21 protein-coding genes are annotated in these 24,468 nt (G+C 68.6%); 12 read left to right on the top strand and 9 right to left on the bottom strand.

The annotated features are described in order from the left end of the window. Positions 1-26: 26 nt before the first annotated feature. The 3 genes from sdhC (at position 27) to sdhA (ending at position 2,695) form a co-directional block, all read left to right on the top strand. Positions 27-407, top strand: a complete 381-nt coding sequence (sdhC, locus tag PK98_RS03200) for a succinate dehydrogenase, cytochrome b556 subunit (RefSeq protein ID WP_039094246.1) — start codon at positions 27-29, stop codon at positions 405-407. 30 nt (positions 408-437) lie between these two features. Then, positions 438-821 carry a succinate dehydrogenase, hydrophobic membrane anchor protein gene (gene sdhD, locus PK98_RS03205; RefSeq protein WP_039094248.1) on the top strand — a complete coding sequence of 128 codons (384 nt, stop codon included), beginning with the start codon at positions 438-440 and terminating at the stop codon, positions 819-821. Positions 822-919: 98 nt separating this feature from the next. Continuing rightward, on the top strand, positions 920-2,695 hold the full coding sequence (gene sdhA / locus PK98_RS03210; protein ID WP_039096170.1) for a succinate dehydrogenase flavoprotein subunit: 1,776 nt from the start codon (positions 920-922) through the stop codon (positions 2,693-2,695). Positions 2,696-2,773: 78 nt separating this feature from the next. Here the strand turns inward: sdhA and PK98_RS03215 are convergent, their stop codons facing one another. The 3 genes from PK98_RS03215 to ypfJ are packed head-to-tail and all read right to left on the bottom strand — an operon-like array spanning position 2,774 to position 4,926. Further along, positions 2,774-3,400 (bottom strand): peptidylprolyl isomerase, encoded by a 627-nt coding sequence (locus PK98_RS03215; RefSeq protein ID WP_039094250.1) that lies wholly within the window; start codon positions 3,398-3,400, stop codon positions 2,774-2,776. A gap of 22 nt (positions 3,401-3,422) precedes the next feature. Continuing rightward, positions 3,423-4,079: a hypothetical protein gene (locus PK98_RS03220; RefSeq protein WP_052207965.1), complete on the bottom strand. Its 657-nt coding sequence runs from the start codon at positions 4,077-4,079 to the stop codon at positions 3,423-3,425. Continuing rightward, positions 4,054-4,926: a KPN_02809 family neutral zinc metallopeptidase gene (gene ypfJ / locus PK98_RS03225; protein WP_039094252.1), complete on the bottom strand. Its 873-nt coding sequence runs from the start codon at positions 4,924-4,926 to the stop codon at positions 4,054-4,056. Before ypfJ ends, PK98_RS03220 begins: the two co-directional genes overlap by 26 nt. A 66-nt stretch (positions 4,927-4,992) precedes the next feature. On the opposite strand from ypfJ, the gene PK98_RS03230 reads away from it, so the two are divergent. Next, complete coding sequence (locus tag PK98_RS03230; RefSeq protein WP_039094254.1) at positions 4,993-5,748, top strand: 3-hydroxybutyrate dehydrogenase; 756 nt, start codon at positions 4,993-4,995, stop codon at positions 5,746-5,748. A 1-nt stretch (position 5,749) separates the two neighbouring features. Continuing rightward, on the top strand, positions 5,750-5,956 hold the full coding sequence (locus PK98_RS03235; RefSeq protein ID WP_039094256.1) for a hypothetical protein: 207 nt from the start codon (positions 5,750-5,752) through the stop codon (positions 5,954-5,956). A gap of 20 nt (positions 5,957-5,976) precedes the next feature. Here PK98_RS03235 and PK98_RS03240 read toward each other — a convergent pair whose 3' ends face one another. After that, positions 5,977-6,780 (bottom strand): lipid II flippase Amj family protein, encoded by an 804-nt coding sequence (locus PK98_RS03240; protein ID WP_039094257.1) that lies wholly within the window; start codon positions 6,778-6,780, stop codon positions 5,977-5,979. A gap of 152 nt (positions 6,781-6,932) precedes the next feature. On the opposite strand from PK98_RS03240, the gene guaB reads away from it, so the two are divergent. Continuing rightward, a complete protein-coding gene (gene guaB / locus PK98_RS03245) occupies positions 6,933-8,384 on the top strand; it encodes an IMP dehydrogenase (RefSeq protein ID WP_039094258.1) in 1,452 nt (483 codons plus the stop codon). A gap of 61 nt (positions 8,385-8,445) precedes the next feature. Here guaB and PK98_RS03250 read toward each other — a convergent pair whose 3' ends face one another. Beyond that, positions 8,446-8,985, bottom strand: coding sequence for a hemerythrin domain-containing protein (locus PK98_RS03250; protein ID WP_039094259.1), 540 nt, complete (start codon positions 8,983-8,985; stop codon positions 8,446-8,448). A gap of 168 nt (positions 8,986-9,153) precedes the next feature. Between PK98_RS03250 and PK98_RS03255 the strand changes: the two genes are divergently transcribed. The 5 genes from PK98_RS03255 to PK98_RS03275 all read left to right on the top strand — a co-directional run bounded on the left by PK98_RS03255 (position 9,154) and on the right by PK98_RS03275 (position 17,296). Beyond that, positions 9,154-9,684: an RNA polymerase sigma factor gene (locus PK98_RS03255; protein ID WP_039094260.1), complete on the top strand. Its 531-nt coding sequence runs from the start codon at positions 9,154-9,156 to the stop codon at positions 9,682-9,684. 68 nt (positions 9,685-9,752) lie between these two features. After that, positions 9,753-10,685, top strand: a complete 933-nt coding sequence (locus PK98_RS03260) for a FecR family protein (protein WP_052207967.1) — start codon at positions 9,753-9,755, stop codon at positions 10,683-10,685. Continuing rightward, a complete protein-coding gene (locus tag PK98_RS03265; protein ID WP_039094261.1) occupies positions 10,685-13,093 on the top strand; it encodes a TonB-dependent receptor in 2,409 nt (802 codons plus the stop codon). The genes PK98_RS03260 and PK98_RS03265 overlap by 1 nt, the downstream gene beginning before the upstream one ends. An 80-nt stretch (positions 13,094-13,173) precedes the next feature. Beyond that, the gene (locus PK98_RS03270; RefSeq protein WP_039094262.1) at positions 13,174-16,374 is read left to right on the top strand and encodes an autotransporter outer membrane beta-barrel domain-containing protein; all 3,201 of its coding nucleotides are present in this window, start codon (positions 13,174-13,176) and stop codon (positions 16,372-16,374) included. 172 nt (positions 16,375-16,546) lie between these two features. Further along, complete coding sequence (locus tag PK98_RS03275) at positions 16,547-17,296, top strand: DJ-1/PfpI family protein (RefSeq protein WP_200884965.1); 750 nt, start codon at positions 16,547-16,549, stop codon at positions 17,294-17,296. Between the two features lie 3 nt (positions 17,297-17,299). On the opposite strand, the gene PK98_RS03280 is transcribed toward PK98_RS03275, so the two are convergent. Continuing rightward, entirely contained in the window at positions 17,300-18,229 is a 930-nt protein-coding gene (locus PK98_RS03280; RefSeq protein WP_039094264.1) for a LysR family transcriptional regulator, read from the bottom strand. Between the two features lie 115 nt (positions 18,230-18,344). On the opposite strand from PK98_RS03280, the gene PK98_RS03285 reads away from it, so the two are divergent. Next, positions 18,345-19,043, top strand: a complete 699-nt coding sequence (locus tag PK98_RS03285; protein ID WP_039096173.1) for a pirin family protein — start codon at positions 18,345-18,347, stop codon at positions 19,041-19,043. Between the two features lie 81 nt (positions 19,044-19,124). On the opposite strand, the gene PK98_RS16655 is transcribed toward PK98_RS03285, so the two are convergent. From PK98_RS16655 to PK98_RS03305, 3 genes are all read right to left on the bottom strand, one after another. Continuing rightward, the gene (locus PK98_RS16655; RefSeq protein WP_152608521.1) at positions 19,125-22,922 is read right to left on the bottom strand and encodes a PAS domain S-box protein; all 3,798 of its coding nucleotides are present in this window, start codon (positions 22,920-22,922) and stop codon (positions 19,125-19,127) included. Between the two features lie 74 nt (positions 22,923-22,996). Then, positions 22,997-23,680: a Fe2+-dependent dioxygenase gene (locus tag PK98_RS03300; RefSeq protein ID WP_039094265.1), complete on the bottom strand. Its 684-nt coding sequence runs from the start codon at positions 23,678-23,680 to the stop codon at positions 22,997-22,999. 6 nt (positions 23,681-23,686) lie between these two features. Further along, entirely contained in the window at positions 23,687-24,433 is a 747-nt protein-coding gene (locus PK98_RS03305; RefSeq protein WP_052207969.1) for an energy transducer TonB, read from the bottom strand. Positions 24,434-24,468: the final 35 nt, after the last annotated feature.

Here is a 24,468-nt window from a genome sequence, read left to right on the forward strand (position 1 = left end):
CTGCACACACAACCGGTATAGTTCACATGAGAAACCGTCCGCTATCGCCACATTTGCAGATCTGGAAATGGGGGCCGCACATGCTGACCTCCATCCTGCATCGCGTATCCGGCAGCGGGCTGGCCTTTGTCGGCCTGCCGGTGCTGCTGTGGTGGCTGGGATCGCTGGCCAGCGGGCCGGAAGCGTACGAGAGCTTCCGGGCGATTGCCGGGTCGATCCCGGGCATGATCGTGCTGGTCGGCGTCAGCTGGGCGTTCTTCAATCACATGAGCTCCGGCCTGCGGCACTTCGTGCTGGATGTCGGCGCCGGGTACGAACTGACCACCAACAAGCGCGTGGCAATGGCATGCACGGCCAGCGGCATCATCCTGACGGCGGTTTTCTGGGCCGCCATCCTGTTGTTCTGACGGCAAGACGCATTATTTTTCGGGGATACAATGGCTAAAGGAACCTCCCTCGGGCGTGTACGGGGCCTCGGCTCCGCCCATCACGGCGTCAGCCACTGGCTGCTGCAGCGCTTCACCGCTGTCGGCAACCTGCTGCTGGTCGGCTTTCTGGTGATCTCCTTCGCGCTGCTGCCGAACTTCGGCTACGAGACGCTGACCGGCTGGATCGCGAAACCGCTGGTCGCCACGGTGCTCAGCCTGATCATGGTCAACACCTTCTGGCACGCACGGCTGGGCCTGCAGGTCGTGGCCGAGGATTACTTTCATACATCCGGCAACAAGTTCACCGCCCTCGTGCTGATGAATCTGGCCGTGTTCGGCGGTGGCGCCTTCGGCCTGGTGTCGGTCGCCCGCATCGCATTTGGAGTGGCATGATGGCCGAGAACGTAGCCCCCAATACCGGTGACGTGCCGACTGGCGGGCAGCAGACCGCGAACAAGCCTACGGGCCTCGCCTATCCGATCGTCGATCACATGTACGATGTCGTCGTGGTCGGCGCCGGCGGTTCGGGCCTGCGTGCCACCATGGGCAGCGCCGAGGCGGGCCTGAAGACCGCCTGCATCACCAAGGTGTTCCCGACCCGCAGCCACACCGTGGCGGCGCAGGGCGGGATCGCGGCATCGCTGGGCAACAACTCGCCGGATCACTGGACCTGGCACATGTACGACACCGTGAAGGGGTCGGACTGGCTGGGCGACCAGGACGCGATCGAGTACATGGTGCGCGAGGCGCCGCATGCGGTGTACGAGCTGGAACATGCCGGCGTACCGTTCAGCCGCAACAAGGACGGCACGATCTACCAGCGGCCGTTCGGCGGTCACATGCAGAACATGGGCGAAGGCCCGCCCGTGCAGCGCACCGCCGCCGCGGCGGATCGCACCGGCCATGCCATGCTGCACAGCCTGTACCAGCAGAGCCTTAAGTACGACGCGGACTTCTTCATCGAATATTTCGCGATCGACCTGATCATGCAGGGCGGCAAGTGCGTCGGCGTGATTGCGATGTGCCTGGATGACGGCACGCTGCACCGCTTCCGTGCGCAGGCCGTGGTGCTGGCGACCGGCGGTTATGGCCGCTGCTACTACACCGCGACCAGCGCCCATACCTGCACCGGCGATGGTGGCGGCATGGTGTTGCGCGCCGGCCTGCCGCTGCAGGACATGGAATTCGTGCAGTTCCACCCGACCGGCATCTACGGCGCCGGCGTGCTGATCACCGAAGGCGCGCGGGGCGAGGGCGGCTACCTCACCAATTCCGAGGGCGAGCGGTTCATGGAACGCTACGCCCCCAGTGCCAAGGACCTGGCGAGCCGCGATGTCGTGTCCCGCTCCATGGCGCTGGAGATCCGCGAGGGTCGCGGCGTCGGCGCGAACAAGGACCACATCTTCCTGCACCTGGATCACATCGATCCGGCCGTGCTGGGCGAACGGCTGCCCGGCATCACCGAGTCCGGGAAGATCTTTGCCGGTGTCGACCTGACGCGCCAGCCGCTGCCGGTCGTGCCGACGGTGCACTACAACATGGGCGGCATCCCGACGAACTATCATGGTGAAGTCGTCACCCTGGGTGCCGACGGCAACCCCGATAGCGTGGTGCCCGGCCTGTTCGCCGTGGGTGAGGCAGCCTGCGTGTCCGTGCACGGCGCCAACCGCCTTGGCTCCAACTCGCTGATCGATCTGGTCGTGTTCGGCCGGGCCACCGGTCACCGGCTGAAGGAGATCATCAAGCCCGGCGCCGCGCAGGAGGAGCTGACCAAGACCAGCGCCGACTTCGCGCTCACCCGGCTCGATCATTTCCGTCACGCCAGCGGGAGCAGCCCGACCGCTTCGATCCGGACGGACATGCAGCGCGCCATGTCCACCCACGCCGCCGTGTTCCGCACGGACGAGCTGATGCAGGAAGGCAAGGCCAAGCTGGCCGAGATCTATTCGCGCATGAGCGACGTTTCTGTGACCGACCGGTCGCTGATCTGGAACAGCGATCTGATCGAGACGCTGGAGCTGGACAATCTGATCTCGCAGTCGGTGGTGACGATGCATTCGGCCGCCAATCGCCAGGAAAGCCGCGGCGCCCATGCGCATGAGGACTTTCCGGAGCGGGATGACGCGAACTGGATGAAGCACACGATCGCCTGGTTCAACGGCTGGGGCGGAACGGGCGGCGACGTCCAGATCAACTACCGCCCGGTGCACGAATACACGCTGACGGACGACATCAGCTACATCAAGCCGAAGAAGCGGGTGTACTGATCCGCTTCGGCTGAACGGATGAAGGGCGGTCCTGCTGCGGCAGGGCCGCCCTTTTCCTTTGTGCCGGAAGGGCCCGGCTCAGTCCTCTTGCGGCGATACCCGATCGACGGAGATGATCCGCACCGGCTCTGCCAGCATCTGCCCCTTCAGCCAGCCTTCACCCTTGTCCGGGTCGAGCGGCGCATCGAAGATCTGACGCACGACATCCATGCCTGCGGTGACATGGCCGAACGCAGCATAGCCTTCGCGTCGATCGGGATCATCGCTGGCAGGATCGGCGTCCAGCCCCGGCTGCGGGCTGACCATAATGGAAAAGTCGCCGGTCGCCGTGCCTGGCGCCAGCCGCGCCATGCTGATCGCGCCGGTGCCATGCAGCACGCCCGTATCGCTGGTACGCTCATGCGCAACCGGCGGCAGGAGGCGGTCCGGATCATTCTGCGTGCCGCCCTGGATCAGTCCGTTGGGCTGCTCCCCCCATTCCAGCCGCATTGCGCGGTAAAACACTGTTCCGTCGAACTTACCTGCATCCACATAGGCGAGGAAATTGCCCGCCGTGACGGGCGCGCGGTCCGTCTCCAGCGCGATGGTGATCGGCCCGCGCGAGGTTTGCATGACCACTTCGGTCATTGCGGGAGCAGTCTGATCCTGCGCCATCACCGGCGAGGCCAGCAATAGCGCCAGCGACAGCGTGAACCGCGTCAGCACGATGCCACTACCTGCCCCATGCTCACGGCCGGGCCTGTTCGCGCTTGTCTGCGGTGACCAGCTGCGTTGCCGTGACCGGCTCCACCGGCACCTCGCCGCCGCTGGTCTGCTCCTGCTGCTCGCCCAGGGTGGCGTAGGGTGCAGGGTCGCGCAGCAGGATGGAGGTGGCGATCACTTCCGGGGTGGCGGGTCGTGCGGGATAGGGACAGTCCATCGCCTGTCCCAGACCCTTCAGATAGGCACGGCGCATCATGCCTGCGACGATCGCTTCCTTGAAGCTCTTGGCATGGGCATTCGCGCCGGATACTTCGCGGATCACCCCGCGATAAGGGATCAGCATCCCCAGCAAGCCCCGCGCCACCTTGCCGACCTGCAGCCCGCCGGCCTCGACATTGGGCATGTCGAAATCCTCGCCCAGCACCGCATCCAGGTCACCGATTGCCGAACGCACGGCCATGCAGTCCGTCAGTCCGTCGCTGGCATAAGGCGTCGCCTTGGCCATCACCAGCACGGGCGGGATCTCGTCACGCGACAGGTTGAGGTCGGCCAGCGGCAGCAGCGCGACGTCGCGCATCTCCACCCGCTCCTCCGTCACCACCTCCTGCGCACAGACGGGCAGCGCCAGGACGACGCCAAGCACCGCGCCCAGCGTGCTAGCCTGCTTCGACAATTCGGTCACACTGTGTTTCATCGCCTGATTCCAAACCCATTCGCAAGGCCTGCATACGCTGCTGGCTTGAACCGTGAGTGAAGTTCTCCGGGTTAACACTTCGTCCGGCACCTTGCATCAACGCATCGTCACCGATTGCACTGGCGGCAGTCATGCCTTCCTCGAAATCGCCAGGCTCGATCAGGTTGCGGTTGCGGCCGGCCCATACGCCGGCATAGCAATCGGCCTGCAGTTCCATCAGCACCTGCAACTGGTTGGCCTGCTGGGGCCGCTGCTGCTGCGCCCGGCGGATCGCCGCCGAGATGCCGGTCAGCGTCTGCACGTGGTGGCCATATTCATGCGCCATCACGTAATAGCGGGCAAAATCCCCCTGTGCCCCCAGCTGCTGCGCCATGGTGTCGTAGAAGCTGGTGTCGATGTAGATGCCGGCATCCGCCGGGCAGTAGAACGGCCCGGCGTCGGATGTGGCGCTGCCGCAGCCGGACGATGTGCCACCCTGATAGAACACGAGGGTCGGCTGCTGGAACTGTGCGCCGGCCTGCGCGAACAGCGGCTGCCAGGTCTGGTTCAGCGAGGCGAGCGCGTTGCAGGACTCGGTCGCATAAGGATTGTCGTCGCAGATCTCCGTCGCGCTTTCTCCGGCGCCATAGGTGCTGCCCGGTCCCGCCTGCTGCTGCACGCCGGCCTCCTGCATCGTGCCGAGCATCTGACCCGGGTCGATGCCGAAGACCAGTGCGCCGACCAGCGCGATCACGATCGCACCGCAGCCAAGCTGCCCGCCGCCGCCACCGGGAAAACCGCCGCCGCCACCGCGACGCACCTGGATGCTGTCCGGGTTGAATGGATTAAGCCGCATGGAACCCCCTTGATCCCCCGACGCTTCACTGCTGGGTTACGCCGATCAACTGGCAGGAGGTAGGGAATGTTCCTTTCGGGCAAGCGCGCACTCGTCACCGGGTCCACCTCCGGCATAGGCCTCGCCATCGCGCGAGCGCTGGCAGCCGAAGGCGCGCAGCTGGTGCTGAACGGTTTCGGCGACGCAGATGCGATCGCGCAGCTGCAGAAGGAGCTTGGCGCCGATTTCGTGGCGGCGGACCTCACCACCACGGCCGGCGTCGAGGAACTGATGGCGGGCGCCGGGCCGGTCGACATCCTGATCAACAATGCGGGTATGCAATATGTCTCCCCGATCCAGGACTTCCCGGCCGCCAAGTGGGATGCGATCATCGCATTGAACCTGTCGGCCGCATTCCATACGTCGCGGCTGGCCATTCCCCATATGCGGGAGGCGGGCTGGGGCCGCATCATCGCCACGGCCAGCGCGCATTCGCTGGTCGCCAGTCCGTTCAAGAGCGCCTATGTCGCTGCGAAGCACGGCATTGCCGGGCTGACCAAGGTGCTGGCGCTGGAATGCGCGACAGACGGGATCACCGCCAATTGCATCAGCCCCGGCTATGTCTGGACGCCACTGGTGGAAAACCAGATCCCCGACACCATGAAGAGCCGCGGCATGAGCCGGGAGGACGTGATCGACAAGGTGCTGCTGGCGCAGCAACCGACCAAGCAGTTCGTCCAGCCGGAGGAGATCGCCGCCATGGCGGTGTTCCTGTGCCGGGACGAGGCGCGCAACATCAATGGCGCCAACTACACGATCGATGGCGGCTGGACGGTCGAATAGCATGGCGACGCATGAACAGCCCGCAACGCCGTCCGGCCCGGTGCGCCAGACCGGCGAGGTATCGCTGTGGTTCGGCAGGAATGTCGGGCTCGATGTGCGCGTGAAGCTGACCTCCCGCGGCATCCTGGCAATCGGCGGGCTGGTGTCGAGCATCCTGCTGTCGACCGCGGTCCTCGTCGCGGTATCGGTGCGCGAGAGCAACCGCTAGAATGGTCGGGCGCCTGGCTGTCAGACGAAATTCGCCACCCAGGCAATCGCCATGGCCGACGGCACGAACAGCACCTGCGCCAGGATGGTGCCGGCCAGGCGGCTGAAGGAGATCCACACGATCGTCCGGCGGAACAGCGGCTCGCTGACCCGTCCCTCGATCACATCGTCGGTCATGACGGACAGCTGAGGGTCGATCAGCGCGAACAGCAGGATGGTGGCCAGCCCGTTGATCACGGCGGACAGCTGCGAGGCGGTGACGCGATATTCCGGGTTCAGGTATCCGGCATACAGCGAGGCGAGCACCCCCACGGTCAGCAGCGCCTGCGCCAGGCAATTGGCCAGCAGCACGCCCCAGCCGACCCCGCGCTCGCGCCCCAGTGCCTGCAACTGCCCGCTGCTGGGCATGGCCACCGCGTTGCGGATGGTGCGCATGCCCGCCGGCGTGGCGGTGTGCAGCAACATGCGGGTGGTGGAGCGGTGCTGCTGGAAATAGCTGATCGCGCTGGCGAACAGCCGTTGCGCCGTCGGCACCAGCAGGATGCCGACGAACACCGCGACTGAGGCGGACAGCAGCACCAGCCGGAAATCGCCCAGCAGCGCCTCGCCGCCGCCATCGCCCAGCCGCAGCTCGATCCGCTTCGCCAGGAACGGGCCGAGGAAGCTGTTCGACATGCGGGAGACCAGCACCAGGATGTTGAACAGGGCAAAGCTGATCGCGATGCGCCGTGTCCGCACCCCTGCGATCCGCGCGCCATAGGCCAGCGTGCCGATCAGGTTGATGCCGGCGGTCAGCAGGCAGATCACAAGGAGTTGCAGGTCCATCAGCTCCGCCTAGCGCGAGCGGCGGCTGCCTGCCAGCGGCGTGGCGGCGCCGCGGCGATCACGCAGAGCGCCTCCCCCTCTAGCCCCCGTCACACACCGTCGTTACATGGGCCGCCACGACTCGTCCCTTCGCGCAAGACAAAGTGGCATCTATGGAAATCGAAACCGGCCTGACCTTCGACGACGTCCTGCTGCGGCCGGCCGAAAGCGACATCCTGCCCAGCCAGGCCAACACCCGCACGCGGCTGACGCGGGCGATCGGGCTGAACATTCCCATCCTCTCCGCCGCGATGGATACGGTGACCGAATCCGGCATGGCCATCGTCATGGCGCAGCTGGGCGGCATCGGCGTCCTCCACCGCAACCTGACGGTGGAAGAGCAATGCGATGCCGTGCGCCGGGTGAAGCGGTTCGAGAGCGGCATGGTGGTGAACCCCATCACCATCCGCCCCGATGCGACGCTGGGCGAGGCGCAGGCGCTGATGACCCATCACCGGATCAGCGGCATCCCCGTCACCGACGTGACCGGCCGCCTGCGTGGTATCCTGACCAACCGTGACGTCCGCTTCGCCGACAATCCGGCGCAGCCGGTGGAAGAGCTGATGACGCGCGACAATCTCGCGACCGTCAGCGAAGGCGTCAGCTCCGACGAGGCGCGCCGCCTGCTGCACCAGCGCCGGATCGAGAAACTGCTGGTGGTGGACGAGGCTTATCGCTGCATCGGCCTGATCACCGTCAAGGACATCGAGAAGGCCGTATCGCACCCCGACGCCACCAAGGATGCGACGGGCCGCCTGCGGGTCGCCGCCGCGACCACCGTGGGCGACAAGGGGTTCGAACGAACAGAGGCGCTGGTCGATGCCGAATGCGATGTCATCATCATCGACACCGCACACGGCCATAACCGCGAAGTCGCCAAGGCGGTGGAGCGGGTCAAGAAGCTGAGCAATTCGGTGCAGGTCATCGCCGGCAACGTCGCCACAGCGGAGGCAACCCGCGCGCTGGTCGGCGCGGGCGCCGATGCGGTGAAGGTCGGCATCGGGCCGGGCTCCATCTGCACCACCCGCATCGTGGCCGGCGTCGGCGTGCCGCAGCTTACCGCGGTGATGGAAAGTGCCAAGGCGGCAGGCGACGTACCGGTGATCGCCGATGGCGGCCTGCGCACCAGCGGCGATGCGGCCAAGGCGCTGGCCGCCGGCGCCTCCGCGGTGATGATCGGATCGCTGCTGGCGGGTACGGAGGAAGCCCCTGGGGAGACGTTCCTGTACCAGGGCCGCGCCTACAAGGCCTATCGCGGGATGGGCAGCGTCGGCGCCATGGCCCGGGGCAGCGCCGACCGGTACTTCCAGCAGGACATCAAGGACCAGATGAAGCTGGTACCCGAAGGGATCGAGGGGCAGGTGCCGTACAAGGGCCCGGCGCGCGATGTGGTGCACCAGCTGGTCGGCGGCATCAAGGCGGCGATGGGCTACACCGGATCGGCCACCATCGCCGACCTGAAGGAGCGGGCGCGCTTCATCCGCATTACCAATGCGGGCTTGTCCGAGTCCCACGTGCACGACGTGTCGATCACGCGCGAGGCGCCAAATTACCCCACGCGCTGACCGCAAATGAAAAAGGGCGGGACCGGGGTCCCGCCCTTCATTCATGCGTCGGCCGTGGAGGTCAGGCCGCCTTGCCCATGTAGCGGTTGAACTCCTCGGCGAAGCGCTGGTCCAGCAGCACACGATCGGTCTCGCTGACCTCGCGCGCGATCTCCGGAAACCAGGTGCTTTCCTCTTCATAGATGTGGTGCATCACCGCGCCACGGATATGCTCCAGCTTGTCGCGCCATTCCTGGCTCAGCGGCGCCAGCCGTTCCAGCTCGGCCATCTGTACCTTCACCAGCGTCTGTTCCTCATATGCGATGGTCGCATGGGCCTTGTGCCCTTCCATCACCAGCGCGGGATAGAGCACCACTTCCTCGGCCACCGAATGGGCGATCAGCACTTCGGCCAGCTGCTTCACCGCCATCGTCGCGTCGCCTTCGGTGGTGGCGTGGCGGGCACGCTCGAACGCGGCGCCGATCTGCTCGTGATGGCGCAAGGCGCGGTCGAGCCACGGATTCGACGCGGCCAGATCCTGAGCATCACGATGAGCCTGCGCGCGCTCTTCCTCCGATTCCATCGGCGTCACGGCGGCTACGAGCTTGTCGAGAACGGACATGGTTACTCTCCTGAACTATTCATTTGCTATACTGACGTGCCGCCGGACAGATCAGGTCCGGACTTGATGATTGACAAGTCGGCCCCCTGCTGTGCCAAGCGAACGGCTTGACGGGCGATCGGTCCGCGACGCAAAGCGCGACACGGGATCATCGCTGGCAAGGGAACAATGGCGGACAGTTTGCCCCACTCCGGCCTGCACGCTGCCTTTCTCCAGCATCGGGCGCAGCTGCTGCGCTTCATTGCCGCACGCGGGGGCGGCACGGATGCGGAGGATGTGCTGCAGGAGGTCTGGCTGCGCATCTCCGCCGCGCAGACCGGCCCGGTGGGCAATCCGCTGTCCTACCTGCACCGCACGGCGAACACCGTCCTGATCGACCGCTACCGCGCGCGCCGGCAGGCCACCTTGCGCGACCGGGCATGGAGCGAGACGCAGGGCGGCAGCGATCCGGCGGTATCCGATGCACCATCGGCCGAGCGGATCGTGCTGGCCCGCGACCTGGCCCGCGCGGTAGAGGCGCTGCTGGCCCGGCTGCACCCGCCGCGGGTGGCGGCGGTCTTCCGGCGCCACCGGATCGACGGGGTGCCGCAGCGGCAGATCGCCGGCGAGTTCGGCATCAGCCTCAGCACGGTAGAGGCCGACTTGCGCATCGCCTATCGCGCGCTGGCCGACCTGCGGGAGCAGTTCGATGCAGTCTGAACTGATTGCCGTTCCCTGGTCGAGGCAGTGCCGTCACGTCTCCGTCTTGCCTGCAGGAGGACCGCGTCATGCAGCCGGATGATCAGTTGAAGGAGGACGAGGCACTGGCCTGGGCGGTCCGCACGCTGGATCCGGCCTTTGCCGACTGGGACGACTTCACCCGCTGGCTGGAGGCGAGCCCCGCCCATGGCGCGGCCTATGACCGAATCGCCAGTGCCGCTGTCGAGGCGGGCGAGGTGGCGGCTCCGCTGGTGGCGGCCAATGATGCGGAGGACACGTTGCCGGTCCGCCGGGTCAACCGGCGCTGGTTCGCCGGTGGCCTGGCTGCCTGCGCTGCCGGGCTGCTGACCTTCGGCTACTGGCAGCAGACCGCGCCCGACCTGCACAGCCGGCAGACCGAGCCGGGGCAGGTGCTGGCGATCAGTCTGGACGATGGCAGCCGGATCGACCTTGCAGGGGACAGCCGCATCGAACTGGACCGCAGGAACCCGCGTTTCGCCCGGCTGGAGCGCGGCCGTGCCCTGTTCACCGTCCGTCACGACGATACCGACCCCTTCCGGGTGGAGGCGGGCGGTCATGAACTGCTCGATGTCGGTACCGTGTTCGACGTGCGCGACGATGCCGCCGGTTTCGTGGTGGCGGTCCAGGAAGGGGCCGTGCTGTTCGATCCCGACGCTGCCGCAGTACGACTGGACGCGGGCGACCGGCTGGCGATCGCCCCCGGCAGCGACACGCTGACCGTCAGCGAGGTTACGCCGGCCGATATCGGCACCTGGCGCGACGGGCGGCTGACCTTTGCCGGCGCCACCCTGCTGGAGGTCGCGGCCGATCTTGCGCGGGCGAGTGGCCATGTCTTCACCGTCGCACCCGGTGCGCCGCGCGGCAGCCTGACGGGTTCGATCCTGATCGATGCCGTGCGCCGCGATCCGGCAAGGGCCGGCGCCCTGCTGGGGGTTCCGATCCGCCGCGTCGGCGACAGCTGGATGATCGGGGCACCCTGATGCGGCGCGCGGCGCCTGCGCTGCTCCTGCTGCTGGCCATCGCCGCATCGCCGCCCGCCGCCGCGCGAGGGGAGCGGGTGGTGCTGGACGTGCCCGCCGGCACCGCCGGACAGGCGGCGATCGCGATCGCCCGGCAGAGCGGCACCAGCGTGGTCATCGCCGATCCGGCGCTGGCTGCGCGGCGCGTGCGCGCGGTCCGGGGGCGGCATAGTGCGCAGGACGCGGTGCGGCGCCTCGCCTCCGCGATCGGCGGTCAGGCCATCGCGGTGGGCGCCGGCGCGTGGCGCATCGTTCCGCACCGGGATGTGCCGCCTGCGACCCGCCCGCATCCCCGGCCGGCCCCGCCGCCGCCCGCAGAACCGACCCTGCCGATCACGGTCGTCGCCAGCAAGCGCGACCTCAGCCTGGCCGACTTCGCCGGTCAGGTGGCCGTGCTGGACGGGCGCGAGCTGACCTTCGGCGGGGTCGGCGGGACAGAGCGGATCACGCAGGCACTGGCCAGCGTCTCCTCCACCCATCTGGGCAGCGGCCGCAACAAGCTGTTCATCCGCGGCATGGCCGATTCCAGTTTCACCGGGCCGACGCAGGCGACGGTGGGGCAATATCTGGGCGATCTGCGCCTCGGCTACAACGCGCCTGACCCGGACCTGCGCCTGTCGGACCTGGCGCGGGTGGAGGTGCTGGAGGGGCCGCAGGGCACGCTGTACGGTGCCGGTTCGCTGGGCGGGATCATCCGCCTGGTGCCCAACGTGCCCCAGCTGGGCGTCACCACTGCCGCCGGGCGGATCGGTGCGTCGGTCACCTGGCATGGCGAGCCCGGGGTCGATGCCGGCGCCACGCTGAACCTGCCGCTGGCATCCGACAGCGCGGCGCTGCGGCTGGTGGTCGATGGATCGCGCAGCGGTGGCTACATCGACAAGCCGCTGATCGGGCAGGACGACGTCAACCGGTCCGACGTGCTGGGCGGTCGCGCGACGATCCGGGTGGAGATGGCGCCCGGCTGGACGGTGGACCTGATGGGCATCGGCCAGCGGATCGACGCTGCCGACAGCCAGTATGCCGACCGGATAGCAGCGGCCCGCAGCGACGGGCTTGAGCGGGACGCGCTGGTGACCGAAGGCTCCGACGCCAGTTTCGGGCAAGGGCAGCTGGTCGTGTCCGGCTGGATCGGCTCGGTCCGTCTGCGCTCCACCACCGGCCTGACCGGGCAGGAGCTGAGCGAACGGTACGATGCGACCCGTGACCCGGCGGTTCCGCGCCTGTTCGTGCAGCACAACGACACCCGCATGTTCGCACACGAGACCCGCCTGTGGCAGCCGGGGGGCGACAGCTTCGGCTGGCTGGCGGGTATCAGCTATACCAGCAACCGCGTCCGCCTAACCCGCGCGCTGGACCTGCCGGACGGGAGCCGCGTCTTCACCACCGGCGTCACCAACCGCATCCGCGAAGGCACGATCTATGGCGAGGGCAGCCTGTCCCTGATGCCGGGCCTGACCGCCACGGCGGGCGCGCGCCTGACGCATTCGGAACTGGGTGGGGAGGGGGAGAACCTGCCCTTGCCGCTGGTCGCCGCCCTGCGCGCCCTGACCGGCAAGCGGACGGAGACGGTGTTCCTTCCCTCCGCCGCGCTGCTGGCCCGATTGCGGGAGGATACGACCCTGTATCTGCGATATCAGCAGGGCTTCCGCCCCGGCGGCCTGGCGATCGAGAGTGACATCGTCCGCCGGTTCGAAGGCGATTCCACCGCCACCTTCGAACTGGGCGCCCGCCACGGCACGCCCCGCAACGGTCCGTTCGACCTGGCTGCCAGCCTGTCCTTCACCGACTGGCACGACATCCAGGCCGACTTCATCGATGCCAGCGGCTTTCCCAGTACCGCCAATATCGGCGACGGCCGGGTCTGGACCGCCACCCTCTCCGGCAGCATGGCCATCGGTCGGAACCTGCGGCTGGAAGGCGGCCTGTCGTTGAACGACAGCCGGGTGCAGACGGGCACGGTATCCTTCCTGTCCGGCGTGGATGTGGTCAGCAACGTCAGCCGGACGGAGCTGATAGAACGTTCGCGCCAGGTGCCCAACATCGCCGATATCTCCGGCCGTGCCGGGTTCGACTGGAGCCGGCCGGTCGGCGGCGGACTGGACCTGACCGCGCGCGGCTGGGTCAGCTATGTCGGCCGGTCGCGGCTGGGCATCGGGCCCGAACTGGGCGCGCGCCAGGGCGATTACCTCGACAGCGGGCTCGCCATCCGCCTGGGACGTGACGGCATGGGCCTGACGCTGGGCATCACCAACATTCCCGATACGCGCGGCAATCGCTTCGCGCTGGGGACCCCGTTCGTGGATGATCGCCTGCAGGTTACACCGCTGCGGCCGCGCACGGTCCGCCTGGGCTTCGAAGCCGCGTTCTGACGAAAACTGCGCCGGCGGCCAAGGCTGCGCCGGCACCGGTCCGTCCTGATCCACAAGAGTTGGACGGGAAGGGATCTCCAATGCATCGTTACCTGCTTGCCTCCACGGCAGCGCTGGCCATTGCCGCGCCGGCGGCGGCGCAAGACCTCACCACGCGCGTGACCAATCCGGTGCGCACCGCCACCATCGCCAATGGCGCGGCCGGCAACATCACCATCACAGCGGCTGGCTCGGTCGTGCCGACAGGCGGCGCGGCGGTGACGATCGACAGCAACCACGCGGTCAGCAATGCCGGCGCGATCACGGTCGCCAATGCCGACAATGCCACCGGCATTCTGGCCCAGGCCGGCACCACTGGTGACATCATCAACACCGGCACCATCACGCTGGACGAGCCCTATACCCCCACCGACAGCGACAATGACGGCGATCTGGACGGCCCGCTGGCGCTGGGTCGCAACCGCCTCGCCATCCGTACGGACGGCGCGCATGTCGGGCGGATCAGCCACACGGGCACCATCGTGGTGGAAGGCAATGATTCTGCCGGCATCCGCCTGGGTGGCCCGCAGACCGGCGCGCTGGTGCATGATGGCGCCACCACGGTCACCGGCGACCGCGCGATCGGCCTGCGCGCGCAAGGCGTCACCGGCAATGTCCGGCTCGCCGGCACGATGACGGCGCGCGGGCAGGATGCCATGGCGGCACACCTGGCGGGCGACGTGACCGGCGCGATGGTGGTGCAGGGGGCGATCACCGCCACGGGCTACCGCTACAATGCCGCACCCGCCGGCGCGACCCGGCTGGATGCGGACGATCTGCTGCAGGGCGGGCCGGCGCTGCTGGTGGAAGGCAATGTCACCGGCGGCATCGTGCTGGCCGTGCCCCCGCGGGATGCCTCCACTACGAACAATGACGAGGATGCCGACGGGATCGAGGATGCGCGCGAGGGCAGCGCAGCCGTCGTGTCGCTGGGCGCGGCGCCTGCGATGCTGATCGGCGCTACGGACCGGGCCATCACCATCGGTCCGGTCGCGGGCACGTCCAGCGGATTCGGGCTGCAGATCGACGGGCGGATCGGCGGCGACGGCGTCTATGCCGGCGTGAACGGCAACGGGCTGGCAATCGGCGGGCGCGGCGGGGCTGTGTCGGTCGTCAACGGCATCGGTGTTGCGGGGACGGTGATCGCCAACTCCAACGGGGCAAGCGCCACGGCGCTGCGCCTGGGCGCGGGCGCGACGACGCCGGTGCTGCAGGTGTCCGGCACGGTGGAGGCGCGCGGCGGCAATGCCGCGGCGGCGCAGACCACCGCAATTGCCATCGATGCCGGCGCCAGCCTGCCCACCATCCGCAACAGCGGCGCCATCCGCGCCACGGCCGGCGGGGCGGACGGCAATGCCACCGCCATCGTGGACCGCAGCGGCACGGTAACCTTGGTGGAGAACAGCGGCACCATCGCCGCCAGCGGGGCGACGACCGCATCGAACCGGAACGTCGCCATCGACCTGTCAGCCAGCAATGCCGGCGTGACCATCCGCCAGACGCCAGTGGCGGCCGGCATTGCCGCCCCGTCCATCATTGGGGACGTGCGCCTCGGCGCCGGCAATGACCGCGTGGAACTGGCAGACGGTACGCTGGCCGGCACCGTGCAGTTCGGCGCGGGCAACAACGTCCTGGCCCTGTCAGGCGACGCCATCCATGCCGGTGCGGCGACCTTCGGCGGCGGCAGCGATACGCTCAGCCTGGCGGGTACCGCCATCTTCGCGGGCGCGGCGGATTTCGGCGGCGGAGCCGACCAGCTGACGATCGCCGGCACCGCGCGCTTCGCCGGCTCGCTGGCGAATGCAGCCAACCTGTCGGTGCGGGTCAGCGGCGGGACCTTCGATGTCGCCCGGACGGCGACCATCGCCTCGCTCGACCTCGCGGCCGGCACCACGCTGGGCGTCACGCTCAGCAAGGCGGCGGGCGAGGGCACCGACCTGACCGTCACCGGCGCCGCCAGCTTCGCCAGGGACACCCGATTGCAGCTGCGCCTGGCAGATGTCGGCAGTGCGGAAGGGCGCTACACGGTCCTGCGGGCCGGCAGCCTCGCCGGCGTCGGCGGGCTGGTCACCGACACCACCCTGATCCCGTTCCTGTTCAAGGCCAGCGTCGCCGGCAACGGGCCGGCCAACCAGCTGGCGGTCGATGTCACCCGCCGCTCGGCGATCGAACTGGGCCTGAACCGCTCGCAGACCAGCGCCTACCCCGCGATCTTCGCCGCCATCGCCGGCGAGGACGAGATCGAGGACGTGTTCCTGGGCATCACCGATGGCGGCGAGTTCCGCGCCACCGTGCGGCAGATGCTGCCCGATCATGCCGGCGGCACGTTCGAGAGCATCAGCCAGGGCACGCGCGCGCTGGCCCGGCAGGTAGCCGATCCGCAAAGCCCGACCTGGACGGTCGGCGGGGTCAACGTGGTCCTGAACATGTCCGGCTGGAGCACGGAGAAGGGCGAGGGGGTGACCGACGGCTTCACCCAGGACGGGCTTGGCTATGGCGCAGGGGCGGAGGTCGACACCGGCCTCGGCACCTTCGGCCTGGGCGCCAGCTGGATCTGGAGCGATTACGACAATGATGCCGGCAGCCAGACGACCGGCAACACCTATGGCCTGGCCGCCTGGTGGCGCGGCGCGTTTGGCGACTTCCAGACGCATCTGCGCGGCTCGATCGGGCGATCCGACTTCGAGTCCGAGCGGTCCTTCGCCGGCAATGCGGGCGAACGGCAGGTCGATCGCGATATCGCTGGCGACTGGAACGGCACGGTGGTCGCGGCCAGTGGCGGTCTGTCCTACGAGCTTGGCAGCGGCGCCTTCTTCGTGCGCCCGCAGGTCACGGTCGATTATACCCGCCTGAAGGAAGACGGCTATACCGAGACCGGCGGTGGCAGCCTGAACCTGATCGTGGAGGACCGCACCAGTGACGAGCTGGGCGTGAATGGTGGTGTCGCCGCCGGCATCGACTTCATGGGCAAGGCGCGCGGCGACGAAAGCTGGTTCCGCGTCGAAGGCGAAGGCGGCTGGCGCGAGCTTGCCGGCGGCACGCTGGGTTCGACCACCGCCCGCTTCGGCGAGACCGGCGAACGCTTCACGCTGGCGCCGGAGCAGATGGAAAGCGGCTGGTATGCTGGCCTGCGCGCCCTGGGTGGCGGGGCCAGGTTCGAACTGGCGGGGGAACTCCGCCTGGAAGATCGCCACGATGCCAATGCCGTGGCGCTGCGCGGAACACTCAAGATGGGGTTCTGACGCACCGGCCGGCGGGGTGCGCGTCGTACCCCATGACCCCCCGCGACGCGTATCGCCGGCCGTATTCTCGGGCGTCGAGGTTCATGATCTCGGCGCCCGTCTTTTTGCCTGCCGCCGACCGCCGGCTTGCGATACACCCGATGGCGCAAGCCGTTCGCTGGAAGGAGCCGTCATGCCCAAGCCCGACCATTACTCCCGCCGGGCGATGATCCGGTCCACCGCCACCGCGACCACGCTGATGGGGCTGGCGTCGCTGCCCGGTGCGGGCACCGCACAGGTTTCGCAGGATGCCGGCGCTGCCGGACCGCAGCCTGGGCCCAGGACCCGCACCATCGGGATCGTGCTGTTCCAGGATTTCGAGACGCTGGACGTGTTCGGTCCGGTGCAGATGTGGGGCCGCCTGGCGGATCACGCACTCGGCTTCGTCACCGCGGACGGGCAGCCGGTCCGCTCGTCCCAGGGCAGCGTGATCGTGCCCGACTGGTCCTTCGCCTCAGCCCCGCAGTTCGATGTGCTGATGGTGCCGGGCGGGCAGGGCACCCGGCCGCTGGTGGAAGATGCGGCGCTGCTCGGCTTTGTGCGGCAGCAGGATGGCAGCACCAGCTGGACCACTTCCGTCTGTACGGGCGCGGCGATCCTGGCGCGGGCCGGCGTCCTCGACGGGCGCAACGCCACCAGCAACAAGCGGGCGTTCGACTGGGTCAAGCGCCAGTCCGACAAGGTAACGTGGCACGGCCGCGCCCGCTGGGTGGTGGACGGCAAGTACGTCACCTCCTCCGGCGTGTCGGCCGGCACGGACATGGCGCTGGCGCTGGTCGAGCGGCTCTATGACCGCGCAACGGCCGACGAGGCTGCCCACCGGGCCGAATACCGGTGGAACGACGACCCGCAGAACGACCCGTTTGCCGTGGCGGACAGCTAGGGGTCACAGGTCACCCGGTGCGTCCTGTGTCGCATCGCCTCCGCCCTCGGCCACGAACTGGTCGAGCAACCAGCGGGCCGCCGGGCCGGGCAGGGCGTCGCGGCGCCAGATGCCGCAGAACCGGTAGGTGCCGCCCGGGTGATCGGGCAGTGCCAGCCGCAGCAGGGTGCCCGCCGCCAGATCCGGCTCGATCATCGGCAGCGGCATGTTGCCCCAGCCGATGCCTTCGCGCAGCAGCGCGTGCTTGGAACCCAGATCCGCCAGCCGCCAGGTGCGATGGCTGATGACGGAGAAGGTGCGCCCTTCGGTGAAGCTGGAACGGTCGGTCAGCACCAGCTGCGTGTGGCCGCGCGCCGCGCCGGACGGGATCGTGTCCATGCGGGCCAGCGGGTGGTCGGGCGCGGCGACCGGCACCATCCGCACCGATCCTGCAGCACAGCTGTCGATCGCCGGCACCCCGATGGCCAGCGGTCCCGACAGGCCGATCACCGCCGCGCGTTCCAGCACCATCGCGGTCACCGCGCCCAGCGCCTCGACATGCAACCGCAACGACACGGTGGGATATTCGCGCGCAAAGGCCCGCAATACGCGGCCCAGCCGTTCGGGCGGCAGCATCACGTCGACCGACAGGGACACCTCCGCCTCCAGCCCGTGCAGCAAGCCGCGGGCCTTGGCGCGCAAGGCGTCCATCCCCTCCGCCAGTCCACGTGCCTCCGTCAGCACGGCCCGGCCGGCCTCGGTCAGCCGCGGCTTGCGCGTGCCCTCCCGCTCGAACAGCACGAGGCCGAGCTGCGCCTCCAGATTGGCGATGCCATAGCTGATGACGGACACTGCCCGGTTCAGCCGCCGCCCGGCCCCGGCAAAGCTGCCCTCGTCCACGATGGCCAGGAAGATGCGTAACTGATCGAGACTGGGGGTGCCGGGTTCGCTCAACTGTTCAACTCCATCGAACAGATCGTCAGGATTTATCCTTCTGCATGGAACAGCGTAGAAGGTCCATATGACGATCAACGCCGGCGAGACCCGCCGGCCACAAGGAGACCGCACGATGATCGACCTTCGCCCTTTCGACAGCCTTGGCGGCGCCAATCATGGCTGGCTGAATGCCAAGCATCACTTCTCCTTCGCCGACTATCATGATCCGTCCCGCGTCCACTGGGGCAATCTGCGCGTCTGGAACGACGACATCATCGCACCGCGCACCGGTTTTCCGCCGCACCCGCACCGCGACATGGAGATCATCACCTATGTCCGCGAAGGCGCGATCACGCATGAGGACAGCCTGGGCAACAAGGGCCGTACCGAAGCCGGCGACGTGCAGGTGATGAGCGCAGGCACCGGCGTGCGTCATTCGGAATACAACATGGAGGATATGGAGACCCGCATCTTCCAGATCTGGATCATCCCGACCGCCACCGGCGATGCCCCGCAATGGGGTGCCAAGCCCTTCCCCAAGGGCGAGCGTTCCGGCCAGTTCGTGACGCTGGCCAGCGGCTTTGCCGGCGACGATGATGCCCTGCCGATCCGCACGGAAGCGCGCGTGCTGGGTGCCACGCTGAAGGCAGGCGAGACTGCGGAGTACCAGCTGGGTCGGACCCGGAAGGCCTATCTGGTGCCGGCGGCCGGCGCGGTGGAGATCGACGGGGTGCGCGTGAACGCGCGTGACGGCGCGGCGATCAGCGATGTCGAGGTGCTGACCGTCACGGCACTGGACGACGCGGAGATCGTGCTGGTCGACGCGGCCTGACACGGACGGGCGGCACGGCGGCAAGACCGTCGTGCCGCCTGATCCTGCGCGGCGAGCCACTGCATCCGGCGGCGCGCGGTGTCAGCCACCGTCGGCGAGCGCGGCGGCCAGCTCGGCCTGCCGGAACGGCTTGACCAGCCGCGGCAGGTCCGGCGCGATCTCGTTCGCCTCGGCATAGCCGGACACGATCAGCACGCGCGTGGCGGGCAAACGCACCAGCACCTCGCGCGCCAGGTCGGTCCCGGTGTGGCCGGGCATAAGGTGATCCGTCACCAGCAGGTCCGGCACCAGCCCGCCCTGGATCAGGTCCCACGCCTGCTCCGCCGAGTCCGCTTCCGTGATGTGGTAGCCGAGATCGGCCAGCATGTCGGCCGTGCTGGCGCGCACCGCCTCCTCGTCATCCACCACCAGCGCGCGCCCGGCCCTCGTGACCGGTGCTGCATCCTCCACGCGCTCGGCGGCATCCGGGCTGACCGTGGTGGTTGGCAGCCATAGCTGGACGTCGGTGCCCAGGCCCGGCCGGCTGTCGATCGTCAGCACACCGCCCAGCTGCGCAGCCAGGCCATGCACCATGGACAGGCCTAGGCCGGTGCCCTGACCGATGCCTTTGGTGGAATAGAACGGCTCCACCGCGCGCTTCAGCGTTTCGGCATCCATGCCGATGCCGGTATCCGCAACCGACAGGCGGACGTAGCTGCCCGGTTGCAGCCCGGGATGCTGGTCTTCCCCTGCCTGCACATGGCGGACGGTGATGCTCAGCCGCCCGCCATCGGGCATGGCGTCCCGCGCATTCACGCTGAGGTTCAGGATGGCCATCTCCAGCTGGTTCTGGTCGGCCAGCGCGGCGGGCAGGTCGTCGGCGACCTCCATGATCACCCGCGTCTGCGGGCCGGAGGTGCTGGCCACCAGGTCGGCCATGCCGCTGACCAGCATGCCCACATTCACCGGCTGCGGCTGCAATGGCTGCCGGCGCGCGAAGGCGAGCAGCCGCTGCACCAGGACCTTGGCCCGTTCCGCCGATTGCAGCGCACCGCCGATCAGCCGCTGCTCCCGCTCCCCGCCGACACCCTTGCGCTGCAGGATGTCTAGGCCGCCGATGATGGGCGTCAGCAGGTTGTTGAAGTCGTGTGCCACGCCGCCGGTCAGGCTGCCCATCGCCTCCATCTTCTGGCTCTGCCGCAGGGCCTCCTGCGCGGCGAGCAGTTCCTGCTCCGCCCGCAGGCGATCGGAGATGTCCTTCGCCAGGTAGAAGGCACCGACGATCGCGCCGGCCTCGTCCCGCATCGGGGTGAAGCCGATCTCCCAGCAGGGCAGGGCGCAGTCCGCCCGGCCGAACACCTCCACCGCGGTGAACCGCTCCCCGGCCAGGGCGCGGCCCATCAGTGCTTGCATGGTTTCGCGCTGGCCGGGTTCGAACAGGTCGAACAGGATATCGCCCTGCGCGGCATCGAAGCCGTTGGCGCGGCGGAATTCCTGGGCATGGGCGGTGTTGAAGGCGATGATCCGGCAATCGGTATCGAAGGCGCAGATGGGGGAGGTGGTCGCCTCGATGATGTCGCGGCTGAAGCGCAGCTCCGCCGTCCGCTCGGCAACCTGGCTTTCCAGCTCGTCGTTCAGCTTGTGCAGCAACCGTTCGGATTGCTTGCGCACGGTTATGTCGTTGAACAGGATGGCGACCTGATGCTGCCCCGGCTCGCCGACGCGATAGGCATGCACATCGAACCAGCGGCCCATCGGCTCGGCATGGTTCTCGAACCGTGCGGGCTTCCCGGTGGCCGCCACGCGGCCATAGGTATCGAACCAGTGCTGCTCCAGATCGGGGATCGCCTCACGCACCCACCGGCCCAGCAGGCCGGCCATGCCGGTCTGCCGCTCGAACGCCGGGTTCATCTCCACCAGCCGGTAATCGGTGGCGGTGCCATCGGCGTCGAACTTCAGCTCGGCGATGGTGAAGCCGGCATCGACCGCCTCGAACAGGGTGCGATACCGTTCCTCGCTCTCCCGCAGCCGGGCTTCGGCGCCGATCCGCTGCACATGCGCCCAGCAGCGCTCGACCGCCGCCTCCACCAGCGCAATCTCCGCACCCTGCCAGTCACGCGGTCGATCCTGATGCACCGCCATCATGGCCACCAGCCCGCCATCCTTGACCAGCGGGCAGCAGATGATCGCTTCGATGCCGATCGACCGGAACATGTCCTGGCCGTCCGCCGGGGCGAGCTCCTGCCCGACATCGCGGACCACCAGCGTCTGCCCGCCATGCATGTCCGCCACGGCGCGCGATCCGAACAGGTCCAGGCGGTAGATCCCGGTGGAGCTGGCGACGCCAGGCGCGGCATAATCGTTGCGGATGATGAAGCGATCGCTGTCGGCATCCACATCGGCATAGGCGCAGCGTGATGCACCCAGCTGCTGCGCCAGCAGTTCCGCCACCGCGGCCATGGCGTCCGGCGCGTCGACCGCGGATTGCAGCGCCTCGTCCAGCAGGCGCAGGAAACGCAGCCGCCGCTCGCTTTCCTGCAATGCCTGGTCGGCCTGCTTGCGCGTGGTCACGTTGATCGCGGTGCCGACCACGCGCAGGCATTGCCCGTCGGCGGCGAAGATCCCGCGACCCTTGGCCGCGACCCAGCGGACCAGCCGGTCCTCCTTGCCGACGGTGCGATACTCCACATCGTACACGGCGCGCGTGTCCGGATCGGCCGCAGCGGTAAAGGCTGCGGCCGTGGCCATGCGGTCGTCCGGATGGATGCCGTCATAGAAGTCGCCCAGAGTTACCGGCATGTCCGCCGAAATGCCGAACATGCGCTTCACGATCGGCGGCCAGATCAGCACGTCCTCGACCACATCGACATCCCAGAAGCCGACCTCCGCCGCCTCCGTCGCCAGCCGCAGCCGCTCCTCGCTGATGGCCAGCGCCGCACGGCTTTCCTGCCGCTCGGTCATGTCCAGCATCGCGCCGATCATCCGCGTGGCGCTGCCATCGGCATCGCGGATGACATGGCCCCGGTCCAGAATGCTGGCATAGGTGCCATCGGCCCGGCGGAAGCGGTACTCGTCCGTCCAGCTGTCGGCCCCGCCATCGATCGCGGCATGGATGCTGGCGTCGATCCGCGCCCGGTCGTCCGGATGAATTTGCGCGATCCACCAGTCGCCGGTCGCCTCCGCCCCTGTCAGGTGGTGCCCGTGGCTTTCCTCCAGCGCGGCGTTCCACACCACCTGATCGGTGGCGAAATCCCAGTCCCACACCGCGTCGTTCGTGGCCAGCGCTGCCAGCCTGTAGCGTTGCTCGATCTCGCGCAGGGCATCCTGCGAATGGCCGTGCTGTGTGGTCATGGCAGAGATCAGCTCGGCGCGGTGCGCCTGCTCCGCCAGGGCTCGCCGCAGTTCCAGCTGCGTCATCACCTGACGGGCCAGTACCTCCAGCACCAGCTGCTGATGCGGGGTGATGCCGCCCGGGCGCGCCACGCGGTCCAGCACGCAGACGGTGCCGATCGGCAGGCCGGCGGGGTTGCGCAGCAGCGCGCCGGCATAGAAGCGCAGGCCATCGGGCGCGGCCACCAGCGGATTGGCGGCAAACCGCGCATCCGCCTGCAGGTCCGGCACGATCGTCAGGTCGCCCCCCAGCAGGGCATGCGCGCAGATCGACACGTCCAGCGGCAGCTCGCGCGTGCCGATCCCCCGCTCCGCCTTGAACCACTGGCGATCGCCGCCGACCAGGTTGATGACCGCGATCGGCGCGTCGAACGTGTCGGTGGCCAGACGCACCAGATCGTCGAAGTCGGCCTCTGCCGGGGTATCGAGGATGCCGTAGGCTTCCAGCGCGGCGACCCGGTCACTTTCCGACCAGGAAGGCGTGCCGGCGTCGGGACTTGAAGGGGGCATTGATGCAATCTCGATCGAAGCGGTGAGGACGCACCGGGCATTGGCGCATAGGACCCTAACGCTCAACGCATCATTCAGGCATCGGCCCAGCGGCGTAGCAGGTTGTGGTACACGCCCGTCAGCCGGATCACCGCGGCATCCGCATGGCCGTGGGCAGCCGCCAGTTCCTGTACCGAGCGGTCGAGGTCGAACAGGATCGCGCGGGCGGCATCGTCGCGGATCATGGACTGGACCCAGAAGAAGCTCGCCACCCGCCGGCCGCGGGTCACCTCCTCCACCCGGTGCAGGGAGGAGGAGGGGTACAGCACCGCATGGCCCGCCGGCAGCTTGACCATCTGCACTCCGAAATTCGTCTCCACCGTCAGCTCCCCGCCATCGTAGCTGGCCGGATCCTCCAGGAACACGGTCATCGACAGGTCCGATCGCACGCGCAGCCCGCTGCCCGCATGGATGCGGATGGCGTTGTCGACATGCGTGCCGAACAGCTGCCCGCCCTCGTAGGCGTTGAACAATGGCGGGAAGATCGCCTGCGGCAGCGCCGCGGCAATGAACAGCGGGTTGGTCCCCAATGCCTCCAGCACGTGGCGGCCGGCCTGCTGCGCCGCCGCGCTGTCCTCCGGCAACTGGCAGTTCCTCTTGGCAAGGGCGGATTGCGGGCCGGAGGTGACGTTGCCGTCCACCCACTCGCCGCCGTCGATCAGCGCCCGCACGGCCGCCAGCCGCGTCGCATCCAGCAGATCGGGGATCGCGATCAGCATGGGCGCTCAGGCCCGCTCCGCCAGCACAAAGGGGATGGCGACGATGCCGCGCACCCGCACCGGTGCGCCGGCCTGTACCGTCGGCTGCCACCGCCACCGCCGCACCGCGCTCAGCGCCGCATCGTCCAGCCGTTCGAACCCGCTGCTGCGGCTGACGGAGATCGCCTCGACCGACCCGTCCGTCCCCAGCGTCAGCAGCAGTTCCACCGTTCCCTGCTCACGCCGACGCCGGCTTTGCGTAGGGTAGCGGGGCGGGGGAGCCAACAGCACCCGCGTACCCAGATCACCACTCTGCACCGTGGCGGCGGCTGCCGGCGGTGCCGGAGCGGCGGCCACCGGCTCCGCCGCTGCCGGGGGCGCAGGCGCGGCTACGGCCGGCGCCACCGCGGCCGGCTGCAACATCGCCGGCGAGAAGGCGATTGCCGGCCGCACCGTGGGCACCGGCAGATCCGGCGCGCGGATCGCCGTCTCCAGCTGGCGTGGCTCCATCGGGGAAGGCTGCGGCGCCTGTTCCGGCTGCGGCTGCTTCGTCTCGCTGCCAGGCGTCAGGTTCACCGCCACGATGCGCGCGCTGTCCTGCCGGCTGGCCCTGACCCCCAGGCCCAGCAAGGCCAGCGCCAGCACGACATGCACCCCCAGCGTTATGCCGATCGCCGCAAGGCGGGGGCGCGGGTTGCTGCCATACCGGCTCGGTGCTGGCAGCAGCTCCATGTCCGCCTCATGCGTCAGGCCATCGGTGCGTCGCATCAGCATGGCCGTTCTTCTCCGCGCAAAGCCCCCGAAGCTCA

Origin of the sequence: Croceibacterium mercuriale, from assembly GCF_000802385.1 — a bacterium.
In the GTDB taxonomy this organism is placed as follows: domain Bacteria; phylum Pseudomonadota; class Alphaproteobacteria; order Sphingomonadales; family Sphingomonadaceae; genus Croceibacterium; species Croceibacterium mercuriale.

What these genes read in the sequence shown, in the direction of transcription:
- PK98_RS03285 (WP_039096173.1), top strand. Translation starts at nt 18,345, where the DNA reads ATGATCGACCTTCGCCCTTTCGACAGCCTTGGCGGCGCCAATCATGGC.
- PK98_RS03235 (WP_039094256.1), top strand. Translation starts at nt 5,750, where the DNA reads ATGGCGACGCATGAACAGCCCGCAACGCCGTCCGGCCCGGTGCGCCAG.
- PK98_RS03230 (WP_039094254.1), top strand. Translation starts at nt 4,993, where the DNA reads ATGTTCCTTTCGGGCAAGCGCGCACTCGTCACCGGGTCCACCTCCGGC.
- ypfJ (WP_039094252.1), bottom strand. Translation starts at nt 4,926, where the DNA reads ATGCGGCTTAATCCATTCAACCCGGACAGCATCCAGGTGCGTCGCGGT.
- PK98_RS03305 (WP_052207969.1), bottom strand. Translation starts at nt 24,433, where the DNA reads ATGCTGATGCGACGCACCGATGGCCTGACGCATGAGGCGGACATGGAG.
- PK98_RS16655 (WP_152608521.1), bottom strand. Translation starts at nt 22,922, where the DNA reads ATGCCCCCTTCAAGTCCCGACGCCGGCACGCCTTCCTGGTCGGAAAGT.
- guaB (WP_039094258.1), top strand. Translation starts at nt 6,933, where the DNA reads ATGGAAATCGAAACCGGCCTGACCTTCGACGACGTCCTGCTGCGGCCG.
- sdhC (WP_039094246.1), top strand. Translation starts at nt 27, where the DNA reads ATGAGAAACCGTCCGCTATCGCCACATTTGCAGATCTGGAAATGGGGG.
- PK98_RS03265 (WP_039094261.1), top strand. Translation starts at nt 10,685, where the DNA reads ATGCGGCGCGCGGCGCCTGCGCTGCTCCTGCTGCTGGCCATCGCCGCA.
- sdhD (WP_039094248.1), top strand. Translation starts at nt 438, where the DNA reads ATGGCTAAAGGAACCTCCCTCGGGCGTGTACGGGGCCTCGGCTCCGCC.
- PK98_RS03260 (WP_052207967.1), top strand. Translation starts at nt 9,753, where the DNA reads ATGCAGCCGGATGATCAGTTGAAGGAGGACGAGGCACTGGCCTGGGCG.
- PK98_RS03300 (WP_039094265.1), bottom strand. Translation starts at nt 23,680, where the DNA reads ATGCTGATCGCGATCCCCGATCTGCTGGATGCGACGCGGCTGGCGGCC.
- PK98_RS03240 (WP_039094257.1), bottom strand. Translation starts at nt 6,780, where the DNA reads ATGGACCTGCAACTCCTTGTGATCTGCCTGCTGACCGCCGGCATCAAC.
- PK98_RS03255 (WP_039094260.1), top strand. Translation starts at nt 9,154, where the DNA reads ATGGCGGACAGTTTGCCCCACTCCGGCCTGCACGCTGCCTTTCTCCAG.
- PK98_RS03270 (WP_039094262.1), top strand. Translation starts at nt 13,174, where the DNA reads ATGCATCGTTACCTGCTTGCCTCCACGGCAGCGCTGGCCATTGCCGCG.
- PK98_RS03250 (WP_039094259.1), bottom strand. Translation starts at nt 8,985, where the DNA reads ATGTCCGTTCTCGACAAGCTCGTAGCCGCCGTGACGCCGATGGAATCG.
- PK98_RS03275 (WP_200884965.1), top strand. Translation starts at nt 16,547, where the DNA reads ATGCCCAAGCCCGACCATTACTCCCGCCGGGCGATGATCCGGTCCACC.
- sdhA (WP_039096170.1), top strand. Translation starts at nt 920, where the DNA reads ATGTACGATGTCGTCGTGGTCGGCGCCGGCGGTTCGGGCCTGCGTGCC.